The organism is Aphanothece stagnina RSMan2012 (assembly GCF_046764815.1).
Taxonomy (GTDB): Bacteria; Cyanobacteriota; Cyanobacteriia; order PCC-6307; family Cyanobiaceae; genus NIES-981.
Genome location: NZ_JBKOUC010000012.1, coordinates 100,144 through 113,701 on the forward strand (window position 1 = coordinate 100,144; position 13,558 = coordinate 113,701).

General features: G+C 70.6%; 11 protein-coding genes. 5 read left to right on the forward strand and 6 right to left on the reverse strand.

Annotated features, from left to right (window positions below; genetic code table 11):
- Position 1 precedes the first annotated feature (1 nt).
- Positions 2–970, forward strand: a complete 969-nt coding sequence (locus ACLNEE_RS09795) for a methyltransferase domain-containing protein (protein ID WP_411424364.1) — start codon at positions 2–4, stop codon at positions 968–970.
- Positions 971–1,000: 30 nt separating this feature from the next.
- On the opposite strand, the gene pheA is transcribed toward ACLNEE_RS09795, so the two are convergent.
- On the reverse strand, positions 1,001–1,828 hold the full coding sequence (pheA, locus tag ACLNEE_RS09800; protein WP_411424365.1) for a prephenate dehydratase: 828 nt from the start codon (positions 1,826–1,828) through the stop codon (positions 1,001–1,003).
- Between the two features lie 68 nt (positions 1,829–1,896).
- Between pheA and ACLNEE_RS09805 the strand changes: the two genes are divergently transcribed.
- The gene (locus ACLNEE_RS09805) at positions 1,897–2,463 is read left to right on the forward strand and encodes a DUF1997 domain-containing protein (protein ID WP_411424366.1); all 567 of its coding nucleotides are present in this window, start codon (positions 1,897–1,899) and stop codon (positions 2,461–2,463) included.
- On the opposite strand, the gene ACLNEE_RS09810 is transcribed toward ACLNEE_RS09805, so the two are convergent.
- The 3 genes from ACLNEE_RS09810 to ACLNEE_RS09820 all read right to left on the reverse strand — a co-directional run bounded on the left by ACLNEE_RS09810 (position 2,420) and on the right by ACLNEE_RS09820 (position 8,114).
- Positions 2,420–3,013: a ribonuclease HII gene (locus ACLNEE_RS09810; protein ID WP_411424367.1), complete on the reverse strand. Its 594-nt coding sequence runs from the start codon at positions 3,011–3,013 to the stop codon at positions 2,420–2,422. The two genes, ACLNEE_RS09805 and ACLNEE_RS09810, sit on opposite strands and share 44 nt — an antisense overlap.
- 32 nt (positions 3,014–3,045) lie before the next feature.
- On the reverse strand, positions 3,046–5,034 hold the full coding sequence (locus ACLNEE_RS09815) for an Rne/Rng family ribonuclease (RefSeq protein ID WP_411424368.1): 1,989 nt from the start codon (positions 5,032–5,034) through the stop codon (positions 3,046–3,048).
- 371 nt (positions 5,035–5,405) lie between these two features.
- Positions 5,406–8,114, reverse strand: coding sequence for a TIGR03960 family B12-binding radical SAM protein (locus ACLNEE_RS09820; protein WP_411424369.1), 2,709 nt, complete (start codon positions 8,112–8,114; stop codon positions 5,406–5,408).
- A 131-nt stretch (positions 8,115–8,245) separates the two neighbouring features.
- On the opposite strand from ACLNEE_RS09820, the gene ACLNEE_RS09825 reads away from it, so the two are divergent.
- The 3 genes from ACLNEE_RS09825 (at position 8,246) to ACLNEE_RS09835 (ending at position 10,752) form a co-directional block, all read left to right on the forward strand.
- Positions 8,246–9,472 (forward strand): LL-diaminopimelate aminotransferase, encoded by a 1,227-nt coding sequence (locus ACLNEE_RS09825; protein ID WP_412007036.1) that lies wholly within the window; start codon positions 8,246–8,248, stop codon positions 9,470–9,472.
- 183 nt (positions 9,473–9,655) lie between these two features.
- Complete coding sequence (clpS, locus tag ACLNEE_RS09830) at positions 9,656–9,925, forward strand: ATP-dependent Clp protease adapter ClpS (protein WP_411424643.1); 270 nt, start codon at positions 9,656–9,658, stop codon at positions 9,923–9,925.
- Entirely contained in the window at positions 9,925–10,752 is an 828-nt protein-coding gene (locus ACLNEE_RS09835; RefSeq protein WP_411424640.1) for a CPBP family glutamic-type intramembrane protease, read from the forward strand. Before clpS ends, ACLNEE_RS09835 begins: the two co-directional genes overlap by 1 nt.
- 27 nt (positions 10,753–10,779) lie before the next feature.
- Here ACLNEE_RS09835 and ACLNEE_RS09840 read toward each other — a convergent pair whose 3' ends face one another.
- Together ACLNEE_RS09840 and cofG are read right to left on the reverse strand one after the other, a co-directional pair.
- The gene (locus ACLNEE_RS09840) at positions 10,780–12,375 is read right to left on the reverse strand and encodes a photosystem II high light acclimation radical SAM protein (protein ID WP_412007037.1); all 1,596 of its coding nucleotides are present in this window, start codon (positions 12,373–12,375) and stop codon (positions 10,780–10,782) included.
- 52 nt (positions 12,376–12,427) lie between these two features.
- Positions 12,428–13,399, reverse strand: coding sequence for a 7,8-didemethyl-8-hydroxy-5-deazariboflavin synthase subunit CofG (cofG, locus tag ACLNEE_RS09845; protein ID WP_411424639.1), 972 nt, complete (start codon positions 13,397–13,399; stop codon positions 12,428–12,430).
- Positions 13,400–13,558: the final 159 nt, after the last annotated feature.

Here is a 13,558-nt window from a genome sequence, read left to right on the forward strand (position 1 = left end):
CATGATTCCGATCAGCTGGCCGGTGGCCGTTGTGCTGGCGACGGCCGTGCTGCTCGTGGCGGCCGCTGTCGTGTGGCTGCGCCGCAACCGTCGCTACCAGGACGCCACGAGTGTGGCGGCTGCCTACGACCGCTGGACCCAGGACGCACTGCTTGAACGCCTCTGGGGCGACCACATCCACCTGGGGCACTACGGCGAGCCTCCCGTCGGCCCCGGCGGTCGGGATTTCCGCCGGGCGAAGGAGGACTTCGTGCATGAACTGGTGCGCTGGAGCGGCTTGGATCAGCTCCCGCCCGGCAGCCGCGTGCTGGATGTCGGTTGCGGCATCGGCGGCAGCGCCCGGATCCTGGCCCGGGACTACGGCCTGGATGTGCTGGGGATCAGCATCAGCCCCCTGCAGATCGCCAGGGCCCGGGAGCTCACGCCCGGCCCCCTGGCCGCCCACTGCCGCTTCGCCGTGATGGACGCCCTCGCCCTCGATCTGCCGGATGGCCGCTTCGACGCGGTGTGGAGTGTGGAGGCCTCTCCCCACATGCCGGACAAACAGCGCTATGCCGATGAACTTCTGCGGGTGCTCCGGCCGGGCGGACGGCTGGCGGTGGCGGACTGGAACCGGCGGGATCCCAGCGATGGTGCCCTCAGCCGGCGGGAACGCTGGGTGATGCGGCAGCTGCTCGAACAGTGGGCCCATCCCGAGTTCGCCAGCATCCGCTCCCTCCAGGCCAACCTGAGCTCCAGCCCCTGGGGGGCCGCCATCCCCATCGACACCGCCGACTGGACCGCCCCCACCCTGCCCTCCTGGATCGATTCGATCCTGGAAGGGGCCAGGCGACCGGCCGCCATCCTCGGTCTCGGCCCGGGGGCCCTGCTCCAGGCCCTGAGGGAGACCCCCACGATCCTGCTGATGCACTGGGCCTTCGCCCATGGCCTGATGCAGTTCGGCGTGTTCCGGGGCCAGAAGCCCGCCTAGACCTTGCTGGCGATCAGGGCCTGGTGGTGATCAGGGCTGGTTGGTGATCGGGTAGGCACCGAACAGGGCGAGATGTTCACACAGGGGCCCAAGCTCTTCGAGCGCCCCTTCGAGCACACCCGCCGCCTGGGGGAGCTCCAGATCCACGAAGAAGATGTATTCCCCCATCTCCCGCTTGGAGGGCCGCGACTCGATGCGGCTCATGTTGAGGCCGCGGCGGGCGAAGCAGCCCAGGGCCTCGAGCAGGGCACCGGGCTGGTTGGAGTGGAGCGAGAACGCCAGGCTGGCCAGCGGCCCCTCGTGGGCGCGGGGCCCACGCCGCAGCAGCAGGAAGCGGGTGCAGTTCCCCGGCACGTCATTGACCGGGTAGGCCAGCACCTGCAGGCCGTGCTCCACGGCAGCCTGGCGGGAGGCGATGGCGCCACGGAAGCGGCTGCCGGCGACCATCCGGGCCGCGTCGGCCGTGGAACTGGTGGGAAGCTGCAGGGCCCGCGGCAGGTGCTCCGCCAGCCACTGGCTGCACTGGGCCAGGGCCTGGGGGTGGGACAGCACCTCGCTGATGCCCTCGAGCGACCCTGATCCCACCAGCGCATGGCGCACGGGCAGCACCAGGGCGCGGACCACCGCGAGATCGGGGTGCTCCCACAGAGCATCGAGGCAGGCGGTCACCCCGCCCTCCACGGAGTTCTCCACCGGCACCACGGCGGCATCGCAATCGCCGCGGGCCAGGGCCTGCACAACCGCCCGGATGCCGAGCTGGGGCACTAGCACGGCATCCCCCCAACCCTCCAGCGCGATGAGCTGCAGCGCCGCCTGCTCGCCATAGGTACCCACCGGGCCAAGAAAGGCAACGCGCATCACAACCGCCGACGAAACTGGGCCCCCGGGGGAGGCCGATAGGATCATGCCGCGCCGGCCTGCTGGCCATGCCCCTGGCCTTCAGCGCCAGTCAGCAACTGCAACTCGCCGTCGACGACCGGCAGCAGCAGCTCGCTGCCTACCTGGCCGATGAGGACCGGGTGGTGAAGGCCCTGCTCGATCCAACCCAGCTGGAACGGCTGGGGCCGGGCCGCTACCGCTACGCCGTCACCCACCTGCAGGTGTTCCAGCTTCAGATCCACCCGGTGGTGGAACTGTGCACCCATGTCCAGCCCGGGCGGCTCGAGCTGGAAGCGAGCGACTGCCAGCTGGAGGGGCTGGGCCTGGTGGATGACTTCCAGCTCACCCTGGGCTCCTGGCTCGCCGCCGGCGAGGAGGGCCTGGAGGGCGAAGCCACGCTGGCGGTGCAGGTGAGCCAGCCACCCCTGCTGCGGCTGATCCCGGCCAGGGTGCTCGAGAGCACCGGCAAGACCCTGCTGGCCGGGATCCTCGGGGGCATCAAGCACAGGGTGGGGCAGCAGCTGGTGGACGACTTCCAGTGCTGGTGCGCAGAGCACGACCGCGGCGGCTCTAGGAGCGAGGCCCCCCTCTCGACAGGTTGCGCAGAAAGCTGAGGCGGTGCAGCGGCGTGGGGCCGAGGGAGCGCAAGGCCTCCCGGTGCTGCGAGGTGCCATAGCCGGCATGCCGTTCCAGCCCGTAGCCCGGGAAGCGCCCAGCCAGCCGGACGATCAGCTCGTCCCGCGCCACCTTCGCCAGCACGCTGGCGGCGGCGATGGCGGCACAGCGGCTATCGCCGCGCACCAGAGTGGTCTGCTCCCCGGACCAGCCGCGCAGGGGCAGCACGCCATCGACCAGAACGAGCCCCGGCAGCTGCGGCAGCTTCGCCAGAGCCCGGCGCATGGCCTGTTCGGTGGCGGCCCGGATGCCGAACCGATCGATTTCGCTGGCGGACGCCTGACCCAGGGCCCAGGCCACGGCCCGCTGCCGGATCAGCGGCACGAGGGCCGCCCGGCGACGCGCACTGAGCCGCTTGCTGTCGGTGAGGCCATCGTCCAGCAGGGCCTGAACCGCTGGGGCGGGGAGAACCACCGCGCCGGCCAGAACCGGACCGAACAGACAGCCCCGCCCGACTTCGTCGATCCCGGCGCAGTCGGCGGGATCCATCCCCTGCCAGGCATCGGGGTCCAACCGTGGGGTCAGACCACCGCCGAGGATCGCCGGCGGCGCCGGCGGGGTTCGGCGCTGTCATCCCCTGCCGGTTCCGCCACGGCTGCCTGTGCCACGGCTGCCTGTGCCACGGCTGCCTGTGCCACGGCCACAGGCTCCAGCACAGGCTCCTCGCGCGACCGGGTGGGCACGGAGACCGTCACGACAGTCTCGGGGCTGCTCTGGAGCGGCAGCGGGGTGATCTCCACGGAGGCGGGAGCGGCGGACGCAGCGGCGGCCGGGGTGGCTTCGCCGGAGGGGCTGGCCTGGGCAGCACCGCTGCGTCCGCCGCGGCCCCGTCGGCGGCGGGAACCACTGGCCACCAGCTGCTGGCGGGTCTGTTCCACCACCGCCTCGGCGTCATCGCCCGGGCGGACCACCCGGACCACCACGTTGTCGGCGGCGGGCGGCGGATCGAGCAGCAGGGCGGGGCTGAGGCCGAGCCATCCGTAGACCTCCTCCTGGGTGTCGTCCATGGGCACTGCCACCACTTCGGGCTCCGGGCGCCGGCTGGCGCCATCCCCGGCCGACGGCCTGGGGGCCTCGCTGGGAACGCTCTCCAGCAGGGGAGCCACAGGAACGAACACCGTGGTGGAATCGGCGGATTCGGTGGTCTGCAGACGGCCACCGCGACCGCCGCGGCGGCGGCGACCGGCCCCGTTGCTCTCCGCAGCGGCAGCCGGGGCCAGAGCCTCGGCCCGGGCGGCCGGGACGGTGCGCACCAGCCCGCCCGCACTGGCCAGGGGCTGGAGGGTGTCCTTGCCGGGGAGCACGGCCACATGGCCCAGCCCACCGCAACTGGGACAGGCCCTGCCGAACAGTTCGTAGATGTTCTGTCCCTGGCGCTTGCGGGTGAGCTCCACCAGGCCCAGCTCGGTCAGTTGAGCGATCTGGGGGCGGGCCGTATCGTCACGCACGGCCTGGGTGAAGTGCTCCAGCAGCTGGAGCTGGTCGCGGCGCGACTCCATGTCGATGAAGTCAACCACCACCACACCCCCGATGTTGCGCAGCTTCAGCTGTCGGGCAATTTCGACAGCGGCCTCACAGTTGGTCCACAGCACCGTCTCGCGGGCGTTGGCGGAGCGGGTGAAGGAGCCGGAGTTGACATCGATCACCGTGAGGGCCTCGGTGGGCTCGATGATCACGTAGCCCCCGGAGGGCAGATCCACCCGCGGCTTCAGGGCATCGTGGATGGCGGCGTTGACCCGGAACGCCTCGAGGATCTCGGTGGGCTCGGCATGGGCTTCGACGAGCACGTTGGTGTGGTCGTGGCCCAGGAAGGCATTGGCTCGGGCCACGCCCTCGGCGCTGTCGACGACCACCCGCACCAGATCAGGGCTGTAGAGATCCCGCAGCACGCGATGGATGAAGTCTTCATCGCGGTTCAGCAGCACCGGAGGGTTGGCCCCCTCGGCAGCGGTCTGGATCGCTTCCCACTGCCGCAGCAGCGACTCGAGATCGTCGATCAGCAGCTCCTCGCTGACACCCTCCGCCTCGGTGCGGATCAGCAGGCCGGCACCGGGAGGCTTGATCAGAACCCCCAGGGCGCGCAGCCGGTTGCGCTCGTTGTCGCCATTGACGCGTCTGGAGATGTTGACCCCCTGGCCGTGGGGCTGCAGCACCAGGAAACGGCCCGGCAGGGTGAGGTTGCCGGTGAGCCGGGGGCCCTTGCTGCCCGTGGGCTCCTTCATCACCTGAACGAGCACCTTCTGCTTCGGCTCGAGCAGCTCGGTGATGCCCGCGGCCCCCTTCTTCAGCCGGAGCGGACCCAGATCCGTGACGTGGATGAAACCGTTCTTCTCACTCTCTCCGATGTTGACGAACGCGGCATCGATGCCGGGCAGAACGTTCTCGACCGTGCCGAGGTAGACGTCACCGATCTGGTAGCGGCCCTGGGCCACGATCAACTCATCAACACGTTCGTCGTTGAGAACCGCGGCGATCCGCAGTTGCTCGGCAATGACGATCTGCTGGGGCATGGGGGAAGGGGTTAGGCCCGTACGGGGCCTGGCCGTGGGTTAAGCGAAGCGGCAGACCACAGGCCGGTCCGCGTTGCTGGGTGGCGAGGAGGGAACGGCGTCGGCGCGGGGATGACCCGGCGCCACAACGATGCTGCAAAGGCTGCTCAAAAATCACCGCGCATCGGGGCCGCGGAGCGCTTTCAGAACGGTTGGGACGTGAAAGCGGTGGGGCGAGAGTCCAAGAGTGGTCACTCAGGGCAGGGCCGCCAACGGAGGTGACGGACTGCTGCTGGTTGCGCTGAAAAAGCTTGTGGCGCTGCGGGAAGGCGGCGGGAAGCTTGCAGGCAGACAGCCTGATCGCCTTGGGAGGAAATTAGCACGCGCCTCCCTCAGCCCCTCGGGGAGGTGCCCGCCCCCTCGCCTGCGGCGGATTCCTCGCGCAGGATCAGGGCTGTGCGGCGAAGACGGCCGGGCTCCAGGGGCACGCCAAGCCGCTGCGAGAGCCAGTGGGCCAGCTGCTCAGGCCGCAGGCTGCGGCCCGCCGGATCCACCGCGGCCTCCAGTTCCAGCACCACCGGCCCGGCCGGGACGTCACCCGGCGGCAGGTCGGCGGACCAGCGCAGGGCCAGCAGGGCGCCGCGGCACTCGCGGCTGCGGGGCCGGCCCTTCTTGTCGGTGTCCTCCCAGGGGAGGGAGGTGGAGGCCAGCAGGGCGGCGATGGCCTCCCGCCAGCGGCCCGCCGTGGGAAGCGCGACGCCCGCAGGCGTCGCCAGGGCGATCGACCAGTGGGCCGCCTCCAGCTCCTGGGAGAGGCTGGGGCCGAAGGTCTCCACCTGGCCGGCCGACAGCAGCTGCAGCTCCGGCGGCAGGGTGGCCTGCCAACGGCTCCGCACCTCGGCGGGGGGGAGCGCCTCGGTGAGCTCCAGGTCGAGCCACTCGCCGCTCCCCTCCACGCCGAGGGGCAGGGGCAGAGCCAGCTGCAGCCGGGGCAGGGGATGGAAGCCCCCGGTGAAACTCACCGGCAGACCACTGCGGCGCAGGGTGCGCTCCAGCAGGCGCAGCGTGTCGAGGTGGCTGATCAGGGCCAGGGCACCGGTCTTGGCGAAGCCGAGGCGCAGGCGCTGCACCCGCTCGCTGGCCGGGGCCCCCTGGGGCTGCTGGGACGGAATCGGCGGCGCCGGAATCACCACGTTGTGGCCCAGCTCCGGGCCACAGACCCCGCAGCTGCTGCACCCCTCGAAGGAGCAGTCGGGCACCACGACCGCCGCCAGAGCCCGCTGCAGATCCTCCGCCAGCCAGCGCTTGTCGAGCCCGGAATCGATGTGGTCCCAGGGCAGGCTCTGGCGGCAGAAGGCCTCCAGGTCAGCGCCACTGAGCGCCTCGGCGGCACTCCAGGCCCCCATCTCCAGCGCCCGGTAGCGCCCCCCGAGGCCAGCGGCCGCGATCGCTCCGGTCCAGGCGGCATAGGTGCGCTCCGCCGACTCGAACCAGGCATCCAGCCCGGCCCCGGCCCGCCAGGCGGCCTCGATCACCGGGGCGAGGCGCCGGTCCCCCCGGCCGACGAAATCCTCCACCGCCGAGAGCCGCACGTCGGTGAAGTTGGTCTTGAGGCCCCGCAGCTGGCGCAGGGCCCCGCGCAGCAGCTGCTGGCGCCGCCGGAACTCCTCGGTGCTGACGCTGTGCCACTGGAACGGGGTGTGGGGCTTGGGCGTGAAGTTGCTGATCGTGAGGTTCAGCTCCAGCCGGCCCAGGTCGCGGCACTGCTGCTGCAGCTCGCGGCAGGTGTCGGCGATGCCCAGCACATCCGCATCGGTCTCGCCGGGCAGGCCGATCATGAAATAGAGCTTGATCCTGCGGTAGCCGGACGCCATCGCCGTGCGGATGCCCCGCAGCAGTTCGGCGTCGGTGAGTCCCTTGTTGACGATGTCGCGCAGCCGCTGGGTGCCGGCTTCCGGCGCGAAGGTGAGCCCGGCCCTGCGGGTGCCGCCGAGGATGTGGGCGATGTTGTCGTCAAAGCGATCCACCCGCTGGCTGGGCAGCGTGAGGCTCACGTTCCGTTCGGCCAGGCGGTTCCGCAGCTCCACGCCGACGGCGGGCAGGGCCAGGTAGTCGGAGCAGCTCAGGGACAGCAGCGAGAAATCGCTGTAGCCGGTGCGGCGCATCCCCTCCTCCACCGCCTCGATCACCGCCTCCGGTTCCACGTCCCGGGCCGGGCGGGTGAGCATGCCCGGCTGGCAGAAGCGGCAGCCCCGCGTGCAGCCGCGACGGATCTCCACCGTCAGACGGTCATGGACCGTCTCGATGTGGGGCACCAGACCCATGGCGTAGTGGGGCATGGGCGTGGCCGTGCGGCGCAGGATGCGACGGGGCAACCCGGGCTCCAGCGGCTCGATCGTCACCCCGTCGGCGCCGGGGCCGTAGAGGCCGGGCACGTAGACGCCGGGCACCTGGGCCAGATCGCGCAGGGTGTCGCGACGGCTCAGTCCGGCCCGCTTGGCCTCGGCCACCACCAGGCCGATTTCGGGCAGCAGCTCCTCGCCATCGCCGAGGGCGATGAAGTCGAAGAAGGGCGCGAAGGGCTCCGGGTTGCTCGTGGCGGTCGGCCCGCCGGCAAAGATCAGGGGCGGCGCCTGGGGGTGATCCAGCGGCAGATCGCCGCGGTCGGCGGCCCGGAGGGGCACCCGGGCCAGCTCCAGCATCTCCAGGATGTTGGTGCCGCCGAGCTCGTAGCTGAGGCTGAAGCCGAGGATGTCGAAGGCCGGCAGCGGCCGTCGGCTCTCCACCCCGAACAGGGCGAGCTGGCGCTGCCGCAACCGCGCCGCGAGATCGGCAGCCGGCAGGTAGGCCCGGTCGCAGAGCTGCCCCGGCAGGGCGTTGAGAATGGAATAGAGAATGATGTGGCCGAGGTTGCTGGCCCCCACCTCGTAGACCTCGGGGTAGGTCAGGGCCCAGCGCACGTCCGCCGCGTCCCACGGGCGCGGCTCAACCCCCAGCTCATGGCCGATGTAGCGGGCGGGTTTGCTGATCGTCCGGTCGATCAGATCGTCCAGATCGATCGGCTGGGCAGCCGCGGCCTCAGGGACGGGAGCAACGGTCAAGGTGGAGGCGGCAGGCCTGCCCTCGATCGTATGCAGCCTCCCGGCCGGGAGCGCAGCGGGCAGGGCTCAGGCGTCCTCCGCTCAGGCCGGCGGCCATAGCAAGATGCCGCCAGCAATTCGCGCAGCCACCTGTGGTGCAGGTCAACGGCAACTACCTCAAGCTCAAGGCGGGCTACCTGTTCCCCGAGATCGCCCGGCGGGTGAAGGCCTTCAGCGAGGCCAACCCCGAAGCCGCGATCATCCGCCTGGGCATCGGCGATGTGACCGAACCGCTGCCTGAGGCCTGCCGCACCGCCATGAAGGCCGCCATCGATGCGATGGGCACCCGCGAGGGCTTCCACGGCTACGGGCCGGAGCAGGGCTACCCGTGGCTGCGCGAGGCGATCGCCGCCCACGACTTCCAGGCCCGCGGCTGCGACATCTCCGCCGAGGAGATCTTCGTGTCGGACGGCAGCAAGTGCGACAGCAGCAACATTCTCGACATCCTGGGTGAGGGCAACCGCATCGCCGTGACCGATCCGGTGTACCCGGTGTACGTGGACAGCAACGTGATGGCCGGCCGCACCGGCGAGGCCGATGCATCGGGTCAGTACGGCGGCCTCACCTACCTGCCGATCAATGCGGAGAACGGCTTCACCGCCCAGATCCCCACCGAACCGGTGGATCTGATCTACCTCTGCTTCCCCAACAACCCCACCGGGGCGGTCGCCAGCCGGGCGCAGCTCGAGGCCTGGGTGGACTACGCCCGCGCCCACGACGCCCTGATCCTGTTCGATGCCGCCTACGAGGCCTTCATCCAGGACCCCTCCCTGCCCCACTCGATCTACGAGATCGAGGGGGCCCGCGAGTGCGCGATCGAATTCCGTTCGTTCTCGAAGAACGCCGGCTTCACCGGCACCCGCTGTGCCCTCACCGTGGTGCCCCGGGGCCTGAAGGGCACGGCGGCCAACGGCGAGAAGGTGGAACTCTGGGCCCTGTGGAACCGCCGCCAGAGCACCAAGTTCAACGGGGTGAGCTACATCGTGCAGCGCGGTGCCGAGGCGGTCTACTCCCCGGAAGGTCAGGCCCAGGTGAAGGCGCTGATCGGCTTCTACATGGAGAACGCCGCGATCATCCGGCGGGAGCTCTCGGCGGCTGGCCTGCAGGTGTACGGGGGCGAGCAGGCTCCCTACGTGTGGCTGCGAACCCCCCAGGGCCTCGATTCCTGGGGCTTCTTCGACCATCTGCTCGGCCGGGCCCATGTGGTGGGCACCCCGGGCAGCGGCTTCGGCGCCGCCGGAGAGGGCTACTTCCGCCTCTCGGCCTTCAACAGCCGCGCGAACGTGGAGGAGGCGATGCGCCGCATCCGGGCGCTCTGACGCCTGCGCTCCACCCTCCGCCACCGTCACGGCCCAACCGTCACGGCCCCACGGTCACGCCCCCGCCGTCACGGCCCCGCCATCCCGCCCTTTAATAAGCAGGTCGTCATGACAGCTGCCGCCATGACCACAGTGCCCCAGGCCACCCAGACCCCCAGCCGTGAGACCGGCGGAGCAGCGGTGATGGAGAAGGCGCCCGAGCGGGTGCGCAAACCCTCGCCGCGCTACAAGGTGCTGCTCCACAACGACCCCGTCAACTCGATGGAGTACGTGGTCACCACCCTTCGCCAGGTCGTGCCCTCCCTGAGTGAGCAGGACGCGATCGCCGTGATGCTCGAGGCGCACAACACCGGCGTGGGCCTGGTGATCGTGTGTGATCTGGAACCCGCCGAGTTCTACTGCGAAACCCTCAAGGCCAAGGGACTGACCAGCACCCTCGAACCCGAGACCTGATGCCCCCCGCCGGCCGTGCTCGGCCCGTCGCCCGGCCGCACTGGTGGGGCACCGCGGCCTATGTGCCGCTGCTCTACGCCCTGGGGTTCGCCCTTTCCCGACCCCTGGGCTGGCTGAGGCCCGAATGGCGGGCCGACCAGGTGGATCTCGCCGGGGTGGCCATCGCCTTTGGGCTGCTGCTGGCCACCCTGCCCTGGAGGATCCGCCGGGCGTGGGGGTCCCGCACCCCCTGGCAGAGCCTCGGTCTGGCGGCCCCCCCGGGCAGCGCCCTGGTCCAGGTGCTGGGCGGGTTGCTCCAGGCGGTCGTTCTGCTGGGTCTCACCGCCTCGGCCCTGCTGCTGGGCGCCCAGGCGCAGTGGTCCGGACGTCTGGCGCCGGATCTGGTGGCCAATGCCCTGCTGCTGGGGCTCGGGGTGGGACTGGCGGAGGAGGTGCTGTTCCGGGGCTGGCTCTGGGGTGAGCTGAACCTCCAGATCGGCAGGCGTCGGGCCCTGGTGCTCCAGGCGGCGATCTTCGCCCTGGTGCACCCCTGGTACCGGGCGCCCGGTCTGCAGGGGATCGTCCTGCTGGGCGGGTTGCTGCTGCTGGGCCTGGCGCTGGGGCTGCGCAAGCTGGCCGATGGCGGGGCTCTGTGGGGAGCCGTGGCTCTCCATGGCGGGCTGGTGGGGGGCTGGTTCCTGGTGCAGAAGGGCCTGCTGACCATCGCTCCTGCGGCGCCTGCCTGGTGGGCCGGCGCCGGTTCCGCCGGCGACGTGAACCCGATCGGCGGCCTGGTGGGCTGGCTGGGGCTGCTTGTGCTCCTCTGGTGGCTGAGGCGGCAGACCTGAGGATGCCCTCACACACCCCGCCCCCCTTCAGCGCCGGGCGGTCGCCAGGGCCTTCCGGCCCTCCACCGGCGCATGCAGGGCCTCCTCCAGCGGGGCCAGGCCGTAGTCACGCTCGAGCAGATCCATCACGGTTCGGCCGAAGTCTGCAGGGTTTCGGTCAAAGGCCTCCAGGCAGATCCTCCCGAAGGTGCTGCCCATCGGTTCGGGATTCCAGAGCATCTTGCGGGCTGTCCAGGGCAGCATGCTCATGGGGTTGTAACCGGGCCGGATCAAACCCTGCTCGAAGCCGTACTGCTCCAGGTGGGTGTGGGGCTGCAGCCCGATGAAGAAGATGGCGGGCTCGACCTTGTCGGCCCCGAAGATCCTCTCCAGCTCCCGGTGATAGGCCACCGTCTGGCGGATCGTTTCGGGCCGTTCGTCGATCACATTGAACGAATAGTTGACGGAGACCTGCTCGCGGAACCCTGCCCGCGCCAGCAGGCGGCAGTTCTCCAGCACGGTGCGCAGGTTGTAGCCCATGCGCATCTTGCGCACGAGCTCCTGGCTGCCGGAGGTGATGCCGATCTCGAAGTAGCTCATGCCCGTGGCCACCATCAGCTCGGCCAGCTCGGCATCGAGGTTGTCGGCACGGATGTAGGCAGCCCAGCGGATGTCATCCCAGCCTTCGGCAAGGATGGCGCGCAACAGCTCCTTGGCATCCTCGATGTAGCGGCGGGCGGGGATGAACTGGGCGTCGGTGAACCAGAAGCCACGCACGCCACGGGCATACAGCTGGCGCATCTCGTCGATCACCTCCGCCACGGGATTGACCCGCACGGCCTTGCCCTCCACCACGGTGTAGACGCAGTAGCAGCAGTTGTGGGGGCAGCCACGCTTGGTCTGCACCCCCACGTAGAAATCACCCCCGTCCAGGTACCAGTCCAGCTGGGGCCAGATCGAGGCGATGTAGCCGTAATCGCAGGCGGTCTTCTCCATGCCCCCCGGCTGCTCATGGATCAGGCCCGGCCTTGGGGGCTCGCCAGCCACGAAGCAGCGGTCGGCGGCGATGGAATCGCCCCGGATCAGCTTTTCGAGCAGGGGCTCCCCCTCCCCCACGGAGACCACGGTGCCCGCCGGCAATTTCCTGCCCAGCTGTTCGTAGAACACGCTCACGGCGCCACCACCGATCACGGCCCGGGCCTCGGGATGGTGGCGCCGTGCCCGCCGCAGCCCGAGCTTCACGAGGCGAAGGTTGCGCCAGAGCTCGCCGTAGAAGGCCCGCATCAGGCCAAGGCCACCGATGGCGCCGCGCAGCCGCTTGAGCGGATTGCGGGAGTAAAAGACCTCGAAGGAGTTCTGGAGGGGATTGCCGCTGCGGCCGTCCACCGGTGCGTAGATCTGGATGTCCCGCCAGGAGAACACCAGCAGGGTGGGGCGAAACACCTCCACGGCCTCGGCCAGCATCCGCTCGACATCGAGCACCGGCACGGCAGCCAGGTCGAGGATCTGCTGGGGGAGAGCCGGGAACTGCTTGTGCAGGTGATCGGCCAGGTAGATCGGGCCGATCGGAAAGATGGGGTTGCAGGGAAGCCGGACGAGCAGCACCCGGTGATTGGTGGTGACCACGTGGTTGCTGGTGACCACTGGCCCTGTGGTGCCCACGGCCGACAACTCCCGCTAGCGGTTAACCCGGACGCTAACCACCCCGCCCGAGCCGCTGAGCCATCGCCTCGGCCCGGGCCCGCAGCGCGGCCGGCAGCTGCGCGATCCAGGCCGGATGCACACAGAGGCGTGGCCTCAGCTCCCAGCCCGCCGCGGCCAGGTGCTCGGCCAGGGCCCCAGCCGTGGGCTGGGGGTAGGCCGGGTTGATCACATCCACGGTGTCGATGCCGCCGAGGTCGTCGATGCCGGCTTCCAGGGCCGCCACCAGGTGCTCCAGGGGCCAGAGGTTGGGCGGCAGCTGGAGATGCACCTCCGGGGGCAGGATCCGGCGGGCCTCGGCGATCAGCTCGAGGAGCGACTCGCAGGTCGCCGCCGGAAGGGGCAGCCCCTCCGCACCGGCGGGCCGGAAGGGCTGCAGGATCACCTCCTGCACGTGCCCCCAGCTGGCATGCAGCAGGGCGATCAGCTCCAGGGCGTCGCGCTGGTCCTGGCGGCTTTCACCGACGCCGAGCAACAGGCCGGTGGTGAAGGGAACGCCAAGGCGCCCCGCCTGCTCCAGCTGCGCCAGCCGCTGCTCCAGCCGCTTGCTGGGCGCCTGGCGATGCAGGGCGTCGTAGGCCGGGCCCAGGCCCTCCAGCATCAGACCCAGGGAGGGATTGAGCCGGCCCAGCCTCGCCATCTCGGTTCGGCTCAGCGGTCCCGCGTTGGTGTGGGGCAGGCGGCCCTGCGCCAGAGCCAGGCGACTGAGGGCCACCAACCGGGCGAACCAGGCGGTGCGGTGGGCTGACGCCGGTGGCACCTCACCGCTGAGCAGCAGCACCTCGAGCGCCTGGGGCCTGGAGCCCAGGAGCGCCAGGGCCTGCCGATCGCCGAGGGCATCGGCCAGGGGATCGCGGGGATCGGGGGACAGGCGGAAGCCGCAGTAATCGCAGCGGTTAAAGCAGCCACGGGTGGGCACGAGCGTGACGCTCGGGCTCCAGGTGACGACGGCCGCCCGGCCCCTCATCGGCAGGGCCGGCAGAACCGGGGTGCGGCGATCCGGCCACCGGCGCTGCGCAACCCCTCTTCACAAACCACGCAATGTTCTGTTACGTTCAGCGGCGACGGGATTCCGTCCGCCTGCCGCGTCTTCCCCCGGGCTCCGCCCACGGAGGGGCGATGGCGG